This window comes from Sphingobacterium sp. JUb20 (assembly GCF_004342035.1).
GTDB lineage: Bacteria > Bacteroidota > Bacteroidia > Sphingobacteriales > Sphingobacteriaceae > Sphingobacterium > Sphingobacterium anhuiense.
The window spans coordinates 159,160-182,541 of the sequence record NZ_SLYV01000008.1 but is presented as its reverse complement, the minus strand read 5'-3'; the positions used below and the strand labels follow the sequence as shown (position 1 = coordinate 182,541).

Annotated in this window: 16 protein-coding genes; 13 read left to right on the top strand and 3 right to left on the bottom strand. The window is 33.7% G+C overall.

Annotated features, from left to right (window positions below):
• Nucleotides 1–67 precede the first annotated feature (67 nt).
• A complete protein-coding gene (locus EDF66_RS14880; protein WP_132843544.1) occupies nucleotides 68–4,900 on the top strand; it encodes a DNA repair ATPase in 4,833 nt (1,610 codons plus the stop codon).
• Between the two features lie 99 nt (nucleotides 4,901–4,999).
• On the opposite strand, the gene EDF66_RS14875 is transcribed toward EDF66_RS14880, so the two are convergent.
• The 3 genes from EDF66_RS14875 to EDF66_RS14865 all read right to left on the bottom strand — a co-directional run bounded on the left by EDF66_RS14875 (nucleotide 5,000) and on the right by EDF66_RS14865 (nucleotide 8,949).
• Nucleotides 5,000–5,407 carry a hypothetical protein gene (locus tag EDF66_RS14875; RefSeq protein WP_132771566.1) on the bottom strand — a complete coding sequence of 136 codons (408 nt, stop codon included), beginning with the start codon at nucleotides 5,405–5,407 and terminating at the stop codon, nucleotides 5,000–5,002.
• A gap of 270 nt (nucleotides 5,408–5,677) precedes the next feature.
• Nucleotides 5,678–7,159: a TPM domain-containing protein gene (locus tag EDF66_RS14870; RefSeq protein WP_132843542.1), complete on the bottom strand. Its 1,482-nt coding sequence runs from the start codon at nucleotides 7,157–7,159 to the stop codon at nucleotides 5,678–5,680.
• A gap of 158 nt (nucleotides 7,160–7,317) precedes the next feature.
• Nucleotides 7,318–8,949, bottom strand: coding sequence for an ABC-F family ATP-binding cassette domain-containing protein (locus EDF66_RS14865; RefSeq protein WP_132843541.1), 1,632 nt, complete (start codon nucleotides 8,947–8,949; stop codon nucleotides 7,318–7,320).
• Nucleotides 8,950–9,160: 211 nt separating this feature from the next.
• Between EDF66_RS14865 and trmD the strand changes: the two genes are divergently transcribed.
• The 12 genes from trmD to EDF66_RS14805 all read left to right on the top strand — a co-directional run bounded on the left by trmD (nucleotide 9,161) and on the right by EDF66_RS14805 (nucleotide 23,380).
• Nucleotides 9,161–9,838 carry a tRNA (guanosine(37)-N1)-methyltransferase TrmD gene (trmD, locus tag EDF66_RS14860; protein WP_021192370.1) on the top strand — a complete coding sequence of 226 codons (678 nt, stop codon included), beginning with the start codon at nucleotides 9,161–9,163 and terminating at the stop codon, nucleotides 9,836–9,838.
• A 243-nt stretch (nucleotides 9,839–10,081) separates the two neighbouring features.
• On the top strand, nucleotides 10,082–11,485 hold the full coding sequence (locus EDF66_RS14855) for an anthranilate synthase component I family protein (protein WP_021192369.1): 1,404 nt from the start codon (nucleotides 10,082–10,084) through the stop codon (nucleotides 11,483–11,485).
• The gene (locus EDF66_RS14850) at nucleotides 11,482–11,781 is read left to right on the top strand and encodes a chorismate mutase (protein WP_021192368.1); all 300 of its coding nucleotides are present in this window, start codon (nucleotides 11,482–11,484) and stop codon (nucleotides 11,779–11,781) included. The genes EDF66_RS14855 and EDF66_RS14850 overlap by 4 nt, the downstream gene beginning before the upstream one ends.
• Complete coding sequence (locus EDF66_RS14845; RefSeq protein WP_132771569.1) at nucleotides 11,768–12,343, top strand: anthranilate synthase component II; 576 nt, start codon at nucleotides 11,768–11,770, stop codon at nucleotides 12,341–12,343. Before EDF66_RS14850 ends, EDF66_RS14845 begins: the two co-directional genes overlap by 14 nt.
• A 2-nt stretch (nucleotides 12,344–12,345) precedes the next feature.
• On the top strand, nucleotides 12,346–13,128 hold the full coding sequence (gene trpC, locus EDF66_RS14840; RefSeq protein WP_132843540.1) for an indole-3-glycerol phosphate synthase TrpC: 783 nt from the start codon (nucleotides 12,346–12,348) through the stop codon (nucleotides 13,126–13,128).
• A 74-nt stretch (nucleotides 13,129–13,202) separates the two neighbouring features.
• Entirely contained in the window at nucleotides 13,203–13,718 is a 516-nt protein-coding gene (locus EDF66_RS14835; protein ID WP_021192365.1) for an RNA polymerase sigma-70 factor, read from the top strand.
• Between the two features lie 44 nt (nucleotides 13,719–13,762).
• On the top strand, nucleotides 13,763–14,401 hold the full coding sequence (locus tag EDF66_RS14830) for a hypothetical protein (protein ID WP_021192364.1): 639 nt from the start codon (nucleotides 13,763–13,765) through the stop codon (nucleotides 14,399–14,401).
• 142 nt (nucleotides 14,402–14,543) lie between these two features.
• On the top strand, nucleotides 14,544–15,632 hold the full coding sequence (locus tag EDF66_RS14825) for a DUF4374 domain-containing protein (RefSeq protein WP_243655459.1): 1,089 nt from the start codon (nucleotides 14,544–14,546) through the stop codon (nucleotides 15,630–15,632).
• A 406-nt stretch (nucleotides 15,633–16,038) separates the two neighbouring features.
• Entirely contained in the window at nucleotides 16,039–18,429 is a 2,391-nt protein-coding gene (locus tag EDF66_RS14820) for a TonB-dependent receptor (RefSeq protein WP_132843538.1), read from the top strand.
• 26 nt (nucleotides 18,430–18,455) lie between these two features.
• Nucleotides 18,456–19,712 (top strand): DUF4374 domain-containing protein, encoded by a 1,257-nt coding sequence (locus EDF66_RS14815; protein WP_132771573.1) that lies wholly within the window; start codon nucleotides 18,456–18,458, stop codon nucleotides 19,710–19,712.
• Between the two features lie 82 nt (nucleotides 19,713–19,794).
• Nucleotides 19,795–20,928 (top strand): PepSY-associated TM helix domain-containing protein, encoded by a 1,134-nt coding sequence (locus tag EDF66_RS14810; RefSeq protein ID WP_132843537.1) that lies wholly within the window; start codon nucleotides 19,795–19,797, stop codon nucleotides 20,926–20,928.
• A 10-nt stretch (nucleotides 20,929–20,938) separates the two neighbouring features.
• A complete protein-coding gene (locus EDF66_RS14805) occupies nucleotides 20,939–23,380 on the top strand; it encodes an outer membrane beta-barrel family protein (protein ID WP_132843535.1) in 2,442 nt (813 codons plus the stop codon).
• Nucleotides 23,381–23,382: the final 2 nt, after the last annotated feature.

Genomic DNA, 23,382 nt, shown 5'->3' with positions numbered 1-23,382 from the left:
TATATACTAACACAGGTAGAAAGTAGAATTCAACACGGATTAAATAGTCCACGATTATTTTCGAATTATGCAAGAAACACAAGCGAACAACGATACTTTAGACTCTGGATCTTACGAAATTATCAGAAAACGTCTTCAACATCAAAAAGAAACGCTTTCCGATAAATTACAATTATTAAATACCGCCAGAAAAGAAATATTTAATTCGACCAACTTTATATTAAAGGCAAATCAACGTATATCAACAGATAATAACTGCGTATCAAGAGGTATTTTAGCAATTGGTAATATCTGCATATTCGGATATAATGTACATTTTGGATTACGAACCGAAATTCAGTTACAAGACGTATTTAGCATCTATTTATTTGAAGATAATCAATTTATTCCCCAAGATCTTGATTTCATAAATGATATAAATTTTGTTAATGATTACCAAAATCTATACAAATATTATAGAGATTCAATTTTTTCCAAATTTAGAAAAACAGAGAACTATTTATATATGATCTTTCAAACCACCAAGAATGAACAAGATCTAAAAGCATTTAAATGGTTGATTAAAGATGGAAAATTAACTTATTTAGATGATCGAAGTATACATGAAGTTAAAAAAGCAAATCAACATGAATTTGATTGGACAAAAACTACCCTTGAAGATCGAAGATTGGGTCGGTTTCCCCATATTTCTATCTTAGATAAGGTATTTATTGAAGCAATTCATGGTGATATAACATTTAAAATTGAAAATAATACAGAGTCAGGTAAAGGAATTTATTCTGAAAAGGTTAGTAATCTTGATCAACAGCTAGATGATGCAGAATACCATTATGCTGACTTAGGTAATATGATTGCTCTTAGGATCAAACCCTTTCAAGAAGAATTTCGCGCTTACATTTTCAACATCAGAACCAAAGAGGTCGTCAACCTAAAAACGCTCAATGAATCTGCTATTTTGCTACCAGATAAACAAGGTATTATTTTCTCAAATGGATATTATCTTCAAAATGGCACACATAAAACCTTTGAGAATAACCTTGAAAATGTTCAGTTTCTAAAAAAAGTAATCTCTCCTAACGGAGAAGACTACCTATATGTTTTCACTCATGAGCAGTCGAATACATACATTTTAATGTCTTACAATATTATTCAACAATCTGTAGAAACCCCAATCGTTTGCAATGGATTTACCATATTTAAAGATGGAAGCTTAATCTATTTTCGTACAGAAAATGAAGCGACGCGCCACCATCAAGTACAAATATGGGAGACTCCATACATGGCTGTTCTGAAAGAAAATGCATCGCGCAGAGATGATCCCTTGTACAAAATTGGCAATAAAGATATTGTCCAAGCGATGTCTGAAGTTCAAGAAGTCATTCAACTGATTAACAAAGAAGATTCCTATGAAGGCCTATATGAGGATATTCTAAAAAAATCAAATTCCATCATAGATTCGTACTTCTGGGTCCATGATGAGGCTCTTCAAAATCTTGGTACACCATTACAACATATAAAAGAAATCGCGAACACAGCGATCGACGAGTTCGTTAAGGTACAGATTCAGCGTAAACATGCGGAAGAGATTCTAACAGCAATAGAAAAAAAAATAGAAGATCTTGTTTTTAAAGTCAATAGTTCGATTTATGAACAGTTAGATCAACTGGTACATAATTTATCACATACACGTAAATTACAAGGTGAGGTCATTGACTTGCGCAATGTGAAGTATATTGAAAACAATCGGATAAATGAACTAGAGGAACAGCTTCACCACATAGCGACTAATCTTTCTGAGAAAACAATACAGTTCTTATTACAGGAAGCTGCACTTACATCATATGAACAGAAGGTCGTCATCCAAAAGAATGAAGTCGACAAAGTAACAAAAGCTATCGATGCCAAAGCCATAGAGAATGGATGTAAAGCTATTTCTAGTGATTTGGAATTATTAATTGATATACTTCATAGCTTAAAGATTGATGACACAACACATACAACAAAGATAATTGAAAAAATATCAGTTATTTTTGCTTCATTAAATGAGGTTCGAGCCCAATTAACACGTAAATTAAATACACTAAAAAGTTCTGAAGCCATTGCAGAATTTTCGGCTCAACTCACTTTGTTAGAGCAATCAATTGTTAACTACTTGGAATTATCAACTTCGGCAGAAAAAGTTGACGAGTATTATACTAAGATTGTTGTAAACTTAGAAGAACTCGAAAGCAAGTTTTCTGAATTTGACGAATTTGCTTTAAAAATCGCTGATAAGCGCGATGAAATCATTAAAGCTTTCAATGGGAAACGCGAATATATTATTGAACAAATCAATAAACGCGCCTCTTCTCTTGAACAGATAGCACTGCGTGTCCTTAAAAACATCGAAAATAAGGCAAAATCTTTACTCACGAAAGAAGAGATTTTAAGTTTTTACTCGACCGACTTAATGATCGACAAGATTCGTCATATTATTTCAGAACTGAAAACAATACAAGATGTATCTAAAGCCGAAAGCCTTGAGAATTTACTTAAGAAATCACAAGAAGATGCGTTAAGAGTTTTAAGAGATAAGTCCGAACTATATGTTGAAGGTGAAAATATAATTAAACTTGGCAAAAACAAATTCACAGTTAATAACCAACGCTTAGGTCTAACATTAATACGGCGTCAAGACGAACTATATTATCATTTGACAGGAACTAGTTTCTATCAAAAAGTGACCGCCCAAGAGATCAATATTTATAAAGATATTTGGGAACAAGAAATTATTTCTGAGAATAAACTTGTGTATCGTGCCGAATATTTAGCTTATAAAACTTTCCTAGCATCACAATCTAAAAGCAATTTTAATGCAGAAAAATTCATTAATCAAGCTGTAGAACAAAACTATGTAGAATCTTATATCAAAGGTGTTCACAATTTTGATGCCCTTCAGATCTACGAACAACTTCACACCCTAGGGGAAAAATTAGATGTATTAAAGTTTGATCCTGAAACAAGAACATTAGCCCATTTTTTTTGGCAGCAATTGGACCAATCCGTTCGTTCTAAATTAATAGCTCTTATCCGATCATCTAATCAAATCCTTAAGAATTTTCCAAATTCAAATCGATACGAAAGTATACTAAAGGAAATGAATGATGAGGTCAATCGTTGGGAAACACACCTGGATCTATCGCAAATAAACAAAGAGAACATTGCAAAATACCTTTTTAAAACATTTAGCAAATTCAATAAATTATCATTGTCCGACTTTGCCGATCATTTAAAACAAGAGTTTACGCGTTACCTACATGATAGAAAGACCCTAAAAGATTTTGAAGGAGATATAAACAATGAAGGTTTCAGTCTTATAGATCGTTATTATTTAATTCAAAACTGGCTATATGCTTTTATTGAGAGCAATGATCATTTAATTAAATTTGAAAAATATATTAATGAAACCGCAGCATTAATCTTGTTTGATCAGATTGATTACGAACTTATTATAGCCCAAGATCAACTTTCAGTAGCGAATTTGAAAGGAAGTCATCCAGTGATCACAAATGAAAGTTATCAAATAGATTTTCACTCTTTCATTCAAAAATTAGAAAAATTTCACGAGATAGATATACCTCGTTTCGAGTCATTTAACATATTAAAAGAAAAATTAAGCACAGCCTATAAAAAAGAACTAAAAATAAACGAATTCGAACCAAAAGTATTGAGTTCGTTTGTTCGAAATAAATTGATTAATGATGTTTACTTTCCTTTAATAGGAACAAATTTTGCGAAGCAATTAGGTGTGGCTGGAGAAAATAAACGTACAGCAAAAATGGGAATGCTTCTTCTCATTTCTCCTCCCGGGTATGGAAAAACAACATTGATGGAGTATTTAGCAAAAACAATGGGGCTACACTTTGTGAAAATCAATGGTCCCACAATCGGTCACACCATTACATCGATCGATCCTTCTGAAGCTAAAACATCTGGTGAACGAGAGGAGCTTAAAAAAATTAATCTAGCCTTTGAAATGGCAGACAATGTGATGCTGTACCTGGATGACATCCAACATCTCAATCCTGAGTTTCTTCAAAAATTCATATCACTAGCCGATGGACAAAGAAAGATTGACGGTATTTTTGAAGGAGAAAGCAAGACTTACGATCTTCGCGGAAATCGATTTTGTATCGTAATGGCGGGAAATCCTTATACAGAGAGTGGCTCAAAATTTAGAATCCCTGATATGCTAGCCAATCGCGCTGATGTATACAACTTAGGAGATGTTATAGGAGATACAGATTACTTATTCAATTTAAGCTTAATTGAAAATGCTGCTGTTGAAAATCCTGCAATTGACAAAATTGCAGGTAAAAGTTTCAACGATTTTTACGCGCTCATACGGTATATAGAAAATAGAGAAGAACAATTACCAGAGTTAGAAGGAAACTATTTGAAGCAAGACGTTGATGACTTCCTTGCAGTCTTGCAGCATCTTCTTAAGATTCGTAATATCGTCATAAAAGTAAATCAAAGCTACATCAACAGTGCTGCTATGCAAGATAATTATCGAACAGAGCCTCCCTTTAAATTACAGGGTTCTTATCGAAATATGAGCAAACTGGTCGCCCAAGTCGTTCCTATGATGAACGATCAAGAAATTAATCAGCTTATTTTAACACATTATGAAAGTGAATCACAAACGCTTACTGCAGATACAGAATCAAATTTATTAAAGCTTAAAGAGTTAGCAGATATCTTAACAAAAGAGGAAAAAGAGCGCTGGGAAGCAATCAAAAAGGTTTTTCAAAAAGACAATAAGCATGGTGCTCTAGGTAAAGATGATAAAATGTTTGCTCAATTATTGGAATTTAATGAAAACTTACAGGGCATAATCAATGCTATCAGTAAGAAATAAAATCGGTAACATAATAAAGATTAAGATTATTCTATCTTCTTAAGATAAAAGAGGCAATCATTAAAAATGAATGCCTCTTCTATTTTATTGCGGTAAGATTTACTTAGTCGCTGCTCCAGTAATTTCAGTAGCCAATTTTTGAGTATACTCAGCCCACAATTTAGCATCATCAGCTGTAAACTTACTAGCAGCGGTAGCTGTTTTAGTAGCCCACTCTTGTTGTTTAGTTGCTAATTCTTGAAGCTTAGTCGCATCACCACCTTTAGCGGCAGCAACATACTCATTCACAAATTTTGTATAATCATCAGCCAATTGCTGTACTTCCGGAGAACTAAATTTAGGTACTGTAGTTGTCGAAGTAGTCTCTGTAGTAGTTGTTGTCGCAACACCATTATCAGTGTTAACTTGAGTAGTTGTATCTTTTACTTCTACTTTTTTGCTATCCGTATTATTACATGACGCAAAAATAATCACTGCAGCCGCAGCAGATAAAATCAATTTCTTCATAAAATTATAAGTTTAAAATAAATAAAATTACGTTAATTTAAAATAAAGATCAGACAATATATTTTAAAATTAAACAAATGCTAAAGCATAAAATAAAAAATCAGAAAGAAATGATCTTTTATACTCTTAGAGCACAATAAAGAGCTTTGAAATTTAATTTGCAAAATTGGATAATTGTAACAATAATATAGACTTATAGATCTATATTTTAGGAAATCCCTTTTATTTAATAAAATACTAAATTCATCTATCACATTAATGGACAATGCTTTACCATCGCCCTCCCGCGCCTCCACCTCCAGAAGATCCTCCACCAAAACTACCACCACCCGAACCACTAGATCTGCCCGATCCACCACTTGAACTGCTTGATGATGACCTCACCAATCTCGGCGTACTCTGAGTTCCATGAGAGATTGTATAACCACAATATTTACATAGATCATACTTTTCTTCCAATCCACCAGAACTATAGGTCGCCTTTGTAATAGTTTTACGTAAATCTTTTTCAAATGTTTTATAATGGCATTGTGGACATAGTTCGATAGTTTTATTTTCATCCCAGGGAATCAATTTAGTCTCATTAGTTTTACTATTAACCCAGACTTCATAATCACGGCTATTAATTTTCTCTTCCATTAATTGACCTGCATCCAGGTAATTTCTCATTTTTGAATCCGCATTATCTCTATTTATACGCAACCAATTACCAGAATTATCTGGGGGTAATAACCGTCCTTCATATTTATATAATCTTTTATTTGACTTGCCAAAATCTATCCAAGCCAAAGGACTTACTAATATTGGAAGAAAGTTCCATCTCAAAAATTTACGAATTGCTTGCTGAATATTTTCCTCATCCTTATAAGAATTCATAACAGTCGTTACGCCCGCATTATACTTCATAGCAAGAGTTATGATACCGAACACGAGAATGAAATAAGGTAAATTCCTAACTTGATAAACTTGTTCAAAATTTTCAAAAACAAATGCAAAAATAAAAGACGTAAAAAACATCAGCATACCCATACACCCACAACCGCTTACTAACGGAGGAAAATAACTACTTTTTTTTGTAATCTTTCCCTTTGTCATTTTAGTCACAACTGATATCCAAACATATAAGATTACAAAAGCAAAAAGAACTAGTAATGAATTTTTTAAATGTGGATTTTTAAAATTCCAGAAAGGTATTGTTTCTGGCATTAAGCGATCCAATTCTGTTCGTGCATCTGGAGCAGTCAGGATAGTCTGGATAAATCGTGAACATTCTAAAACGCCACGATCATAATCCTCCGCTTTAAAATTGGGAACTAAAAACTTTTCACCTATCCGCTTAAGATAGGCATCCGGCAATATACCCTCCATACCATATCCAGATATAAATCGATACTCATGTCTGTTTTTAGCAATAAAAAGAAGTAATCCATTATTACTCTCTTTTTTACCAATTCCCCAAGCATTAAATAAATTTAATGCAAAATCAAAATCACTATCTCCGACATAGTCATTAACTATTACAATCGCAAATTCACATTTTGTGATCGAATCGACCTGCCAAGAAATAGCATCTAGTTCTTCTACTACATGATTAGAAATAATTTGATCCGGATTTGAAACAAAATAATTTTGTCCCTTAATTTTAGGATTAGGAAGATCTTCAATGCCATATTGAGCAAAAGAAAATGAGGGCCCATGAATTAATACAAGGGTAAGAACTGTGAAAATAATTTTTTTAAAAATTCTTGACATAAACTAAATTTAGTATTTTAATTTGAACCAAAAAACATTTAATATTCTTCATAAATAAAATATCGCAACGAAGGCTACTCGATATCAATACATTCAAAAAAAAGAGGTAAGTATTTTGGATACTTACCTCTCAATTAGCGATTAAAAGATTAGAAAAATTATTTTTCGATATCTTTTAAGCTATTCATCTTTTTATATTCTAGGAAACTTTTAATATCTGTAAAGTGTTCACGAACACGTTTATTTCCAAATTCAAAGACTTTATGAGCTAATCCATCTAAGAAATCTCGATCGTGAGACACCAAGATCAATGTTCCATCAAAATCTTGAAGAGCATCTTTAATAATATCTTTAGTCTTCATATCCAAGTGATTGGTAGGCTCATCTAGTATAAGAACATTTACAGGTTCCAATAGCAATTTAATCATGGCCAAACGAGTTTTTTCACCTCCTGACAAGACTTTTACTTTTTTTGTAGTATCATCTCCGCTAAACATGAAAGCGCCGAGCAAATCTTTAATTTTCACGCGGACATCACCTACTGCAATCTGATCAATCGTGTCGAAAACAGTAAGTTCTCCATCCAATAACGCGGCCTGATTTTGTGCAAAATAGCCAATCTTAGCATTGTGACCAATTTTCAAACTTCCTTCGTAATCAATCTCTCCCATAATTGCTTTAATCATAGTTGATTTTCCTTCTCCATTTTTACCCACAAAAGCAACTTTTTCGCCACGTTCAATAACCATATCTGCTTTTTGAAAAACAACATGTTCATCATATTTTTTTGTAAGCTCCTCAACCATAACAGGATATTGTCCTGAACGAGGTGAAGGTGGAAATTTTAATCTCAAAGCAGATGTATCAACCTCATCGATCTCAATTACTTCCAATTTCTCTAACATTTTAACACGTGATTGTACTTGGAGCGTCTTTGAATAAGTTCCTCTAAAACGGTCTATGAATTCTTGATTATCAGCAATAAATCTTTGTTGCTCTTCATAAGCCTTTAATTGGTGTAGACGACGATCTTTACGTAACTCAAGATAATGACTGTACTTAGCCTTATAATCATAGATACGACCCATCGTTACTTCAATTGTTCGATTTGTAATGTTATCGACAAAAGCTCTATCGTGAGAAATAACAATGACAGCTTTTGCAGAATTCATCAAGAAATCCTCTAGCCATTGAATACTCTCAATATCCATATGATTGGTCGGTTCATCCAATAAAATTAAATCTGGTTTTTTCAAGAGAATCTTCGCCAGTTCAATTCGCATGCGCCATCCTCCAGAAAATTCAGAAGTTTGACGAGTAAAATCTGTGCGTTCAAATCCCAATCCTTTTAGTACCTTCTCGACTTCAGCATCGTAATTAACCTCTTCAATTGAATAAAACTTTTCACTTAGTTCAGACACTCTTTCAATCAGCTTCATGTAATCATCAGTTTCGTAGTCTGTTCTTACATTAAGTTGTTCATTTAGTTCCTCTAACTCATCCCGCATCTGATAAACTTCTCCAAATGCTTTAGATGTCTCTTCAAAAACAGTAACATTATCTTCTGTTAATAAATGTTGGGGTAAGTATGCAATAACTGCATCTTTCGGTCCCGAAACATTACCTGTTGTAGGTTTACCTGCACCAGCAATAATCTTCAATAATGTTGATTTACCTGCACCATTTTTTCCCATTAAAGCAATCTTATCATTTTCATTGATTGAAAATGACACATCACTAAAAAGAGTTGTTCCTCCGAAGGAAACTGAAATATTATTTACGTTAATCACTTTTATTCGCTTATATTTTCCGCAAAGATAAGCGAATCAATCTTATAAATATAGTACCCACCATTTTTATGGATGATTATACCTAACAACTACAAGAAAAAACAAGAATTATGGTCAATAATTTTCAGCATATATCTTTATTGATAATTGAATATCATTTCCTATAAAAGAAATAATAATAGTAATTTTCAATTTTGTGTATCTTTGCCTCATGCGATTTGATATAATTACCGTACTTCCAAGTCTATTAGATAGTCCTTTTGCACATTCTATTTTGCAACGGGCACAAAAAAAAGGTTTAGCAGAAATTGTTGTACACAATCTACGTGATTACGCGACAAATAAGCAGAAAAGTGTTGATGATTATCCCTATGGAGGAGGTTCTGGTATGGTTATGCAGATCGAGCCCTTTGCGGCTTGTATAGAAAAACTACAAGCAGAACGCACGTATGATGAAATTATCTTCATGTCTCCTGATGGCGAAACACTCAATCAAGAAATCGCGAATAATTTATCTACAAAAGGTAACATGATGATTCTTTGTGGCCACTACAAAGGTATTGATCAACGAATTAGAGATATCTATGTTACAAAAGAAATTTCTGTGGGTGATTATGTTTTATCTGGAGGAGAATTACCAGCGGCAATTTTAACAGATGCCATTATAAGATTAATACCTGGAGTTTTATCAGATGAAACTTCCGCTTTATCCGATTCTTTTCAAGACGGATTACTTGATGCGCCCATTTATACGCGTCCTGCAGACTGGAAAGGACATAAAGTTCCGGATGTATTACTTAGTGGACATGAAGCTAAAATATTGCAATGGAGAGACGAACAGCAGCTTATCCGCACCCGAGAAAGAAGACCAGATTTATTAAATGACTAATAAATTTCAGATTTTATTGATTATTTATCATAAAAAGTTTGCTTAATCATTTTTTTTTATAAATTTGTGATACAATGACGACAGTTAGAACATATACAAATTGGTGGTGGCCTGAAGCAATAAGCATCGGGGACTAATTGGTATTGTCAAAATATTTCATAATCAACCAAAACCATTTATGGAAGTTCAAACCCGATGCGACTCAGTATCGGGTTTTTTTATGTTTAAAAAATTAAGAATAAAATGAAATACACGTTTAAAACAAATCTCAAAAAATTGCTTGCTGATACGACAACTCCGGTTAGCATCTATCTCAGATTACGTGACGTCTTTCCAAATAGCATTTTACTAGAAAGTTCGGATTACCACAGCAGAGACAACAATATAAGTTACATCTGTTGCCAGTCCATTGCGCATATCAAACTTGATAATACGCAATTAGAAATTGCATATCCGAACGAAAAAGTCATCCTTAAAAATAAGGAAGAAATTAATTTAAAAGAGGAGGTAGCTACATTCAGAAAAGCATTTGGCGAACCCATTTCAACAGAACGTAACATTATTTCAAATGGTCTTTTTGGTTATTTCACATTTGATGCCATCGAACATTTCGAAGATATCAAGTTAACTACGGCTCCAAGTCCAAAACTGGATATTCCACATTTACAGTATCATGTTTATAAATACGTGATAGCAATAGACCATTTTAGAAATGAACTATTTGTATTTGAACATTTATTAAATGATGAAGAATCCGAATTAGATAAACTACAGTATTTAATACAAAATAAGAACTTTCCCGAATATACATTTCGTAGAACTGGAGAAGAGGCGTCCAATAGATCAGATGAAGAACATCGCGAATTGGTCAAAAAAGTAAAAGAACATATTCAAAGAGGTGATGTTTTTCAAATTGTTCCATCACGCGCATTTTCAACGCCTTTTCTAGGCGATGAGTTCAATGTATATCGTGCTTTACGTTCCATCAACCCCTCCCCCTACTTATTCTACTTTGACTACGGAAATTTCAAACTATTTGGGTCTTCTCCAGAAGCACAATTGACCATTAAAAATGGAGAAGCAACAATTTATCCAATTGCAGGTACTTTTAAACGGACCGGTAATATGGAGGAGGATATTAAAATAGCCGAAGAACTTAAAAATGACCCTAAAGAATCCGCTGAACATGTCATGCTCGTAGATCTTGCAAGAAACGATTTAAGCAGACATTGTAACCAAGTTGAGGTAAAATCTTATAAGGAAGCACAATACTATTCCCATGTAATCCACTTAGTTTCAAAAGTTTCAGGCAAATTAAAACCAGGAGTCAATCCTTTTGATGTTGTGGGTGATACTTATCCGGCAGGAACACTGAGTGGTGCCCCTAAACATATGGCGCTTACTTTAATAGATCGTTATGAAGGCCAACAAAGATCATTCTATAGCGGTGCAATTGGATATATGGGTTTTAATGGCGATTTTAATCATGCTATTATGATTCGTTCATTTTTAAGTAAACAAAATCTATTGAATTACCAAGCAGGAGGAGGAATTGTATTAGATTCAGATCCAGAGATGGAATTACAAGAAGTAAATAATAAAATAGCAGCTTTGAGAAAAGCATTAGAATTAGCAGAAACGTTATGATTAGACCTTTAGAATATTGTGACAATCTATCACACATTCGTAGTTCAATTGACTGTATCGACTATAGAATCATTGAACTTATTGCACAACGGGCGCAATATGTACAACAAGCCGCTCAATATAAATCTTCATTAGAAGAAGTTAAAGCGGAACAAAGAGTAATTAACATGTTCGAGCAAAGAAATGATTGGGCAACTAATTTTAAAATTGAAGGAAAACTCGTAGAAAGTGTATTCCAATCAATCATCAATCACTTCATTAATAAAGAAACAGAAATTTTCCATGAGCAATCATAAAATATTAGTAATCGACAATTACGATTCGTTCACCTACAATTTGGTTCATCTATTACAAGAATGTGATCAAGAATATACAGTATGGAGAAATGATAAATTCAAATTAGAAGAGGTAGCTGCTTTTGATAAAATTTTATTGTCGCCAGGTCCAGGTATTCCCGAAGAAGCCGGTCTGTTATTAGATGTCATCCGCACATATGCGGATACAAAAAGTATATTAGGCATTTGCCTTGGCCAACAAGCCATTGCCGAAGTTTTTGGAGGTAAACTTTATAATATGCCGAGACCGCTACATGGAGTGGCAACAGATCTAATTATTATAGATCATTCAGAAAAACTATTTGAAGATTACGCTAGTCACAGTAAAATTGCACGTTATCATTCCTGGGCTGTCGAAACTTCATCTCTTCCTGAAACCTTAAAAGTAACCGCAACAGATGAAGATGGTGTTATCATGGCACTGTCCCATAGGACCCTTGACGTAAAAGGATTACAATTTCATCCAGAATCTGTTTTGACAGAGAATGGGAAAAAACTAATTGAAAACTGGTTAAAAAAATAGAAATGACAATTTTAGATAAAATAGTTGAACGAAAACGAGTAGAAGTCTCAGAAGCTCAAGCAAAAGTTTCTATCGAAGAACTTAGTGAATATCCGCTCTTTAGTAGAACTTGTTATTCGCTAAAAGAATCCGTTATTGATCCACAACGTACGGGGATAATCTCAGAATACAAACGCGCCTCCCCTTCCAAAGGCGTCATCAACAACATTAACACGGTATCAGAAGTTGTCAAAGGATATCAAAATGCAGGCGCTTCTGCAATATCAGTATTAACAGATGCTGATTTTTTTCAAGGAAGTTTAAAGGATCTGGAAGAAGCCCGATCAGTATTAACCATACCTTTACTTCGTAAAGAATTTATAATCGATAAATATCAGATCGCTGAAGCAAAAGCCTATGGGGCTGATATTATTTTACTAATAGCGGCATGTTTGACCAATGAAGAGGTAAGCGAACTCTCCAATTACGCTAAAACTTTGGGTCTGAATGTACTTTTGGAGGTTCATAACGAAGAAGAATTAAAAGGAAACCTATTTGATACAGTTGATGCCATTGGCGTAAACAACCGTAATCTGAAAGACTTCTCCGTATCATTAGCGCACTCTTACGACTTAGTCAATAAAATTCCAGATACTTATATTAAAGTTTCAGAAAGTGGAATTTCAGACCCTCAAACAATCCGTGAATTAAAAAGCATTGGTTATAATTCATTTCTTATTGGCGAAAATTTTATGAAAACAACTGACCCGGGGAAAGCATTATTGGAATTTGTAAAAGAAATATAAAAACTATTTAAATCCAATCTAAATAAGAGTATATTTGCTTCTTAAAATCACAGATTAAGTAGCCGCTTCTTATTTTGGACACAAAAATTTTTATCATAAATAAAGATAGCTTTGAGCAAATATACCTTCAATATTGGGAAGGTATGTTTGCATTTTGTATCAAAAATATCCAAGATGAAGAAGTTGCAAAAGAAATCGTTCAAGAAGTTTTTAAATCATTATGGGAACGGCGTGATGATCTTCGTCTTCTAGAAGTTGAGCGATACTTAATCAGAGCTGTTAAACTCAAAACCTTTGAATATATACGTAATAAAGTTACGCGCCAACATCATTTAGAAAACATAATTAATACAGCGGAAAACCACTATGTAGAGCATCCCTTAATTGCTCAAGAACTATCGGAGAAGATTTCATCATTAGTCAATAAATTACCCGCTCAATGTAAAAATGTTTTTCAAATGAGCAGAGATCAAGGTTTAACAAATAAAGAAATAGCCCATAAATTATATATATCAGAGCGAGCTGTAGAATATCACATTTCCAAAGCTTTAAAAACGCTAAAAACCGAATTAACCGAATATATTAATTAAATAAAAAAGAAATCCTGTATTTTTGCTATTAAGGATATAAGCCGATGAAAGTTGATCAAAAGTTGATAGAGAAATATCATTTAAACCAATGCACTCCAGAAGAAAGAATTCTTGTGGAGGAATGGCTTGTAGATGATAATTTGGACTTTTCTCCACTATCACTTCCTCAATTTGACAAGTCCCATATCCAATCACAGATCTGGGAAAACATTGCCGCTAATATAATTGAACCAGCCCCGATTAAAGTTGATAATAATAGAAAAAGACTAATACGTTACATAAGTATCGCTGCTTCAATCGTAATTTTATTCGGCCTCTTTATCTATAAAAACAATATAGATAAAGAAATTAGTTATGCCATTTTTGATAATAGCACAAGTGCAAATTCAAAGTATTTTGAAAAAAATAGTTATGAACTAATTTTAGGAAAGCATGCTACAGCAAAAATTAATGTAGAAACTGGAGAATTTTTTTCAATGGGTACAATGGTTATTATTCCAAAGAAAGATTTCGAATTTAGTTTTATTGGAACTAGAGAAAAAAAGGAATTAAAAAATGGAGAAACTTATTTCATTCTAAACTCCAAAAATACAGGCAAGCAAATTATTCTCTCCCAATCGGAACTCACTTTTTTAGCACCAACAATACAGAATCAGCTTAAATTACAGTTTAACATTATATAACAAGCCTCTATTAATAACTTCAATTCCCATGCAATTAAAACCTATTTCTAAAACTCTTCTACTTTTATTAATAGTTTTCTTTATTGGTTGTTCGAGTAGAGACCAAAGTAACAGTAGTTCCAACAACTACAGCTTGTATATTATGAATAAGAATTTGGGAAATACCATTGTAACAACTAATTCTATAGATTCGGGGACAATAAATATTCTGAAAGATGGTATCGACTTACCAACACGATATTTTGATCGAAGCATCATCGTACATAATGGCTTTTTCTATCATATAAAAAGTGGAAAATTCATAAAATTCGAAATGCAGGAAAATGCATTAACAGAAATAGCTGCGATTCCGATGTCCAATCAACATATAGAAAATATGAATTGGCAAGGAAAAGATACGTTATTACTTTTTACGCTTGACAATAAAACATATAGTAAACTGCACTACTATAAAATAGATGTAAAGAAGTTCGAGATCCTACAAAAAGAAGAAATACATTTACCAGTTGCTCCAAGTAAATTTCCGATAGTTTCAATAGGATTCAGCACATTACATCAGAATAATCTCATACTGGGATATACATACAATAAAGTAATCAACGAAACAGATTTTACGACTATTGACACCATGTATTTTGCAACATTAGACCCACAAACGCTAAAGATAAAAAGCATACAAAAAGATAACCGATCCACCTACCCAGGAGGAGTCAATACAGTACAGTCTTACAGTTTTCATGATGAGAGAGGAAATTTCTATTTTATGAGTTGCCCAGGAATTGCTTTAGGAAACAATCTCAGTAAACCTACCGCAATATTTAGAATACCAAATAATACAACAACAGTAGATTCAAGCTATTTCTTTAATCTTACCGCTACAAATCAAAATCATGCCTATGGCATGTGGTACTTAGGGAATAATGAAGCAATCATTCGTAGTGAAAGAAAAGACCTTTATAACGATTTCAGCGATCATCATTCAACTTATCAATTTGAATATTATGTTGTAGATTTATTAAAACAAACAGCAACAAAGCTAACCCTACCCTACGATAAAGGAACTCGCAAAGAATCTGTTCTTGTGGAGAATGGTAAGGCATATATTACCATTGACGATAAAGATGATAATCATCAAGTTTGGATATACAATATTCAAACTAAAAAGATAAGTACCGGACTAAAATTAGACAAAGAGACAGATTTCATTGTCCGTATAGACAAACTAAATTAGTTTTTATAACTGAAAATAATTCGCTCCGAATATCTTACCACTTGTCATTTGAATATTGTTAAATAAATCAATTTAAAATCAACTTGATTTTTGCTTTGAAACCTCTTCGACCAAGAAATATTGTCTCCATACAACAGTATTAAACCTTTCTCTTCTTCTTGCTAACTCCCTAATTCGCTATCTATCTTTTTATGCCGCTAATCAATGATGATATTTCAATTTGACATTATCTTCATAAATTTATTCCAAAACTGAGTAGCCTAAAAACTAAATAAATTTAGATGTATAAAATTTATTAGCCTAAAAATTAAGCAAATAGCACATTTTATAATCTTTTTCTCACTCTGACCTTCGGTATATTTGGAGTTACGCAACATCTCTATGTATAATTAATCTAAATAAAGGGATGTCGAATTTAAAAATAATATGGTTAAGTCTATATGTAATCATATCGTTTACTGCTTACGCACAACAGAGAGGAGAAATAAAAGGAAGAATAAGTACCACCTCAAATACACCTATTGAGGGTGCAACTATTACAATTCTTGAAACAAATCAAGTGACCCAAGCTGATAAAAGCGGTTTATTTTCAATAAAAAATATCGCTTTTGCCAACTATACTATACGAGTATCTGCTGTTGGATTCAAAGCCAAGGACAGAACTTTTCTTATTAGCCAGAAAAACACTGAAGTGCTATCTATAAAATTGGCTTCAAAACAGACAACAATGGATGAAGTCGAAATCGTTGCAAGATCCGAAGCAAAAGAAATACAAAAGCAACCATTTAATGTTACAGCAATCGATGCGAAGAAATTGTACAATACAACAATGGATATTGGTCAGGCATTAAATCGTGTTTCGGGTGTTAGACTGCGAGAGTCGGGTGGTGTAGGATCAAACATGAATTTTAGCTTAAATGGTTTTTCGGGCAATCAGGTTAAATTATTCGTTGATGGAATTCCCATGGATAATTTCGGATCGTCCTTTCAGTTAAACAACATACCGATCAATTTTGCAGAACGAGTTGAAGTCTACAAAGGAGTCGTTCCCGTATGGCTAGGCGGCGATGCATTAGGTGGAGCAGTCAACATTGTAACCAAAAACCAGCCGGGAAAATATTTAGATGCTTCATATTCATATGGCTCATTTAACACCCACAAAACTTCAGTTAATGCCGGATACATTGCTAACAACGGTTTTACAATGATGCTTTCTGCTTTTCAAAATTATTCGGACAACAATTACTTGGTAAATGTAAGATCATACAATTTTGACACTGGAAAATTTTACCCCGCCGAAAGAAGAAAACGTTTCCACGATGCATACAGAAATGAAACATTAGTATATAATATGGGCGTTTCTAATAAAAAATACGCTGATCAGCTCCTTTTTGGTATTACCCTCGGCCAGAATAAGAAAGAAATCCAAACGGGTAATCATATGGAAGATGTATATGGAGGTCGAGAAAGCCAAGGAAACATTGTACAGCCGACTTTTAAATACATCAAGAGAAATTTATTGACAGCAGGTTTAGATGTAACGATAAACGCTCGATACAATTTCGGTACGGAAAGAAGTTTGGATACCGTCCCAAGAAGATTCACTTGGACAGGAGAAAGTATACCTAAAAATCCAAAAGATCCGAATGCTCCAGGAGGAGAAAATGACTTAACAGATTACCGCTACAAAAACAACAATGGTAATCTTACGGCCAATATCTCTTATGCAATTAACAAGAATAATAGCATTATGATCAATCATTTGTTGACAACATTTGACAGAAAAGGAAAAGATCATTACTATCCAGATTTAGAAGTTAATAAGCTCCCACGCAAAACAATAAAAAACATTACAGGAATCGGCTATAGAACCTCCATACTTGATCGTTGGGATGCTAATATTTTTCTAAAAAACTACAATCAAAATGGAAAATACTTCAATGAACTTGAGAAGGAAACTTATGAGAATGTGGAAATATCAATCAATAAAATTGGATATGGCTTAGCTACTTCCTATTTCCTGAATCCAGACATTCAACTAAAAGCTTCCTATGAGAAAGCATACCGACTTCCCGATAATACCGAATTATTTGGTGATGCCATCAATATTAGTGGTAATCCTGGTCTAAGACCCGAGAGTAGTGATAATATCAACTTAGGTTTATCATATGCTTTAAAATTACAAAAAAACCAACAAATTATCATAGATGCCAATTACATATTCCGCAATGCTAAAGATTTTATACGCCAGTATGTAGGACCATTAAGCAGCAATAATAAAAGAGAACTTAAAAGTGCTAATCTAAGAAGTGTACGAAACAATAGTGTTGATATCAACTTAAAATATTATTTCAAGAACCTGTTTTCAGTCGGAGGAAATATGACTTACCAAAACCTGATCAACACAACTAAAGTTGAACCTTCGCAAATTATACAAAGTAGTATCTACAAAGATAGAATGCCAAATATGCCCTATTTATATGGTAATGCTGACGCGACTTACTATTTTCACAACGTCGGTAAACAGAATAATACTTTAACGGTAGGATATAATCTTCAATATATACATGAGTTCTTTTTAGATTGGCCAAGTTTAGCGACCCCATCTCAAAGATATAGAATCCCAACACAAGTATCACATGATGTAAACATCATCTATTCTTTAGCATCTGGAAAATATAATATCGCTTTAGAATGTAATAATCTAACCGATGCAACACGTTTCGACAATTTCGAAATGCAAAAGCCAAGTAGATCTTTCAATATTAAGTTCAGATACTTTATACGTACAAAATAACAATCACAATTCAATAAATAAATACAATGAAAAAGTTAAACACTTTAAAAATGCTGACCCTAGCATGTGGCGTTTTAGCCATCACTGCATGTTCAAAAGACAATCCTTCTGATGGAGGAAGTGATACCGGAAATTCCGGAAAAAGAGAAAAATTTGTTTTTATCGTAAATGGACAAGGTAGTGGAGAAGCTGGAACTTCAGGTAATTATATCCTGTCAACAGATAATGTAAGCGATGGAACACTCAGTATTGTAGGTAACGGTATGCCAGCGACAGAACAATCCTTTATCAATCAGAACAACTATATCTTTGGACTAACATATGGTGGTCAAGGACCGATAACCCCTTACAACATTGATAGTAAAGGTGAGTTCCAGAGACTTAAAGATGAACAAGTAAATGCTGAGACATCAGGTATTTATGGACATTTTGGAGACAAAAATATTATATTAGGTACCACAAATAGAAGTATTGTTAATCCAGTGGCAACCCTAAGAAATTACGATGCTCAAAATTTCTCTATAGCAAATAAAAACACCGTTGATCTATCCAAAGTTTTAGGCGGAAAAAGAATGGCCATCTGGACCGGCGTGTTTCAAGTCGGAAATAAAATATATGTACCTTTTCAATCTGGAGACGGATCAAACAACTGGGGCGGTAATTTCACAACCACCGACACTACTTACATCGGTATCTTCTCTTATCCTGAGCTAAAATTCGAAAAAACAATTAGAGATGGACGTGGTTCACATATTGGAAATTGGTGGGCACAACAAGGTCTTGCTGTAGACAACAAAGGTGATGCATACGTTTGGTTTTCAGCAAATGAAGCATCTTTAGCTTCTAAAAACAAATCAGGATTTCTTCGAATTAAGAAAGGAACGGATGAATTTGATAAAGACTATTATTTTGATATTGAATCATTAGGAAATGGCAAAATTGCAAGAGGAAGTTATCTTAAAGATGATAAATTCTTAATGACAGTTTATAATAAAGGCGAACAAGCTGAAGGTGTAGGAGGTGGATTAGTAAAATTATACATCGTCGATATTCAGACAAAAAAGATGACTGAAATCAAAGAAATTCCTGCCCATGAACAACAAGGATATAAGGACGTCGTATTTGTTGAAAAAGATGGCAGTAAAGCTTACTATGCATGTCAGAGTTTAGAAGACAAACAATATTATACCTATACAATTGACATCAATAATGCAACAGCCAAAAGAGGTTTAAAATTTGTCGGTGTATCTGGTGTTTCGTCCATGAGTAAAATCAATTACTAAAAATAAAAATCCATTTATTCTGTCAAAGAAATACTTTGACAGAATAAATTTTATCACTTTATAAATAGCGCTTTAAATTATTATGCTCAGCAAAATTAATGCATGGCTACATCTTTGGTTAGGACTAGCGGCAGGCATACCTGTTGTTATCCTAAGTATAACCGGCTGTGTACTTGTCTTCGAACATGACATCAAAGAATTCACTACAAATTATATTCGCGTAGAAGCACAAAGATCAGAAGATCAGCTTCCTCCATCTGCAATCTACAAAGCTGTAAAGACAGCCATTCCAGACAAAGAAATAGCTAGTTCCTGGTATTATGGTTTAGATAAATCAGTTAAAGTAAGTTTAGACCACTCCGATAGTTTAGTCTATGTCAATCCTTATACAGCTGAGATCCTAGCTGTTGTTAATCATGAAGATTTCTTTCATTTCATGGATGAGGGGCACCGTCATCTATGGATGCCGAACAAGATCGGCCGTCAAGTAGTCGGCTGGAGTACTTTTATATTCTTTTCACTACTAATCACTGGTCTTATTTTATGGTGGCCAAAAAAATGGAACAAAAGATCTCGTGAGCAGAGTTTTACCATCAAATGGAAAGCGCGGTTCAAACGAGTAAATTATGACCTGCACAATGTATTAGGATTTTACGGACTAACCATAGCCTTAGTTATGTGCCTTACAGGGTTAATCATGAGCTTCCCGTGGATGCGCAAATCAGTAGTTTGGCTCAGCGGAGGATACCCGAATAAACCTAAAGTAGAACAAGTTGAAAAAGAAATACCTGATGATCAACCCTTGAATGATGCATTGGTTGTTGCTGATCAAATCTGGTATAAAGTGCGCCATGAATATGCTCGCCATAACAAAGAAGCCGTTATCGTCCACTACCCTGAAGCCGAGGATAAATCCGTATATGCATGTACAGATATGGAAAACGGTATATGGCGTGACTTAAATTTTGATCGTAATACGCTAGAATTAACAGGCAGAAAACAAGGTCCCATTGATGATGCCAATACCACAGAATGGCTAATGCGCGCAAATTATGCCTTACATACAGGATTCATTGGGGGAATGACTACTAAAATAATATATTTTTTAGCATCACTTATTTGCGCAACATTACCGATTACTGGTTTCTATATCTGGTGGGGGAAAAAGAAAAAAACAGTAAAAAAATCAAAATCTATTCATCCAATAACATCTTAATCTTGCAGACATGTTTCATCATAGCAGCTACTTACTTAGTTTATTTCTAGTTTTTACTTTATTTGTTGCCAGTGCTCAAAATTCTGCTAAAATCATGGGCCGTGTCCTAGATGAACAGAACGAACCTGTACCCCATGCACAAGTAACTTTACATCGCGTTCATGATGGAACTGTCGCAAAAATTATTACTGCCGATAGCATAGGGAATTTTATTTTCCCTAATGCACCATATGGAAATTACTATGTGCATATAAAAAATATGACACACGAAGATTTTAAAACATCTCAATTCATATTAAGCGAGCACGTGAATGCATATGATTTTGGGAAAATTGTATTGCTTCAAAACAATGCTTATCTGAGTGAGGTTGTCATCAATAAACGCAAGCAATTTATAGAACAACATCAAGATAAAACCATTTTCAACATAGAAAACTCTGCATTAGCAGATGGTAACAGTGGATTAGAACTTTTGACCAAAATTCCAGGTATAAGTCTAGATGATAATGGAACCTTCAGTTTAAAAGGAAAATCTGGTGCTTCTATCATGATTAACGGAAAACTTACCTACCTCTCCGCAGATCAGCTAGCCAATTTGTTAAGAAGCACATCCTCAAACGATATAACAAAAATTGAAGTTATGACTAATCCTAATGCCAAGCAAGATGCGGCAGGAACATCAGGGATAATCAATATCGTATTAAAAAAAGGATTGAAGCAAGGGTTGAACGGAGCTGTTTCCGGAAATATGGGAGCAGGTCGCGGATTACACCTAGGCGGTAGTTTAGACCTAAATTACAGAACGGAAAAAGTAAATATCTTCGGAAATTACAATCAATACTTTCAAAATTTAGAGTTTTACAATTCATTAACACGCTACTTTTATAAAGATACGCAAGCAGAACCAGAAACCTACTCCCAACAGGAAAACAAAATTCAACCGAAACTGCGTTCAAATAATTTCAGAGTTGGTATGGATTTTTATTTAAGTTCAAAACAGACTTTGGGATTTCTAGTAAATGGAGGCTTTGGTAAATATCCAAAATATGAACCAACCACCAATCATTTTAGAAACTATGCGACAAAAGATCTCATCTGGTCGGCTTCAACCATAACCGAAGGAAAAGAAAGATGGGAAGACATGTTATATAACATCAATTATAACCTGAAGTTCAACGAAAATGGACATGAACTAAAAGTGGATTTTGATATGATTGACCATTATTCCAAAATGGATCAAACACTAAATACTAAATACAGTAATGAAAATCAAAATAATATACGCCCCTTATCATCACGCACTGGCGATATTCCCTCAGACAGTAAGGTTTATGTTGCAAAAATTGATTATACCCTCCCTTTTAATGAAACTTTTAAGCTAGAAACTGGTTGGAAAGCAAGTCATATCCGGACAGAAAACGATTTGCGGTATGATACATTGCTAAATGAGAGTTATGTTCCAGATCTATCGACAAGTAATCACTTCATTTATAAAGAAACGATACAAGCAGGTTATGTGAATCTATCAAAAACTTGGAGCAAATTTTCAACACAAGTAGGATTACGAGCAGAGCACACATCTACCGATGGTAATCAAATAACTTTAAATGAACATTTCTCTAAAGATTATTTAAAGTTTTTCCCATCAGCATTTTTATCTTATAGCATCAATAACAATCATAAAGTACAACTAAGCTATAGCTATCGCATCGAGCGTCCATCCTTCTGGAGTCTAAACCCATTCCGCGTCTATACAGACCCCTTCTCCTATTCAGAAGGGAATTCAAAACTAGATCCTGCTTACGAGCACGCTTATGAAGCTAACTATACACTAGCTAACAAATATATATTTACGTTAAATTATGCAGACAGATCTAATGTCGTAAATGATATCATAGGATTAGATCCTACAAACAAACAAATCACTTTTGAAAGACCCGAAAATATCGGTTCATTCAAAAATTTTGGCGTATCATTCATGGCTCCTACACAATTATTTTCCTGGTGGACAGCTACACATTTTGCAAACTATTACAGAAACGAATATGAGATTCCACAAGAAAATGAACTAATCAAAAGATCAGGCAATACGTTATCATTAAATACACAAAATACTTTCAAACTACCCAAAGATTGGTCTGTAGAGATTGGAGGAAATTATAATTCTGGTCTGACCATTGGTTTAACGAATATCAAAAGTTACGGACTTATTTACAGTGGAATACAAAAGAGCATTTTAAGTAAAAAAGCAACGATTAAGCTGGTCGTTAACGACATATTTCATACCAATAACCGTCGATATGAAACAGTATCCAATGCAGTGAGATTAATAGGAAAATCAAATCCCGATAGCAGAACAGCAATTTTATCATTCAATTACCGATTTGGAGGTTCAGATAACAGAGCAAAAGAACGCTCAACAGGTTCGGAAGATATCAAAAATAGATTATAAAA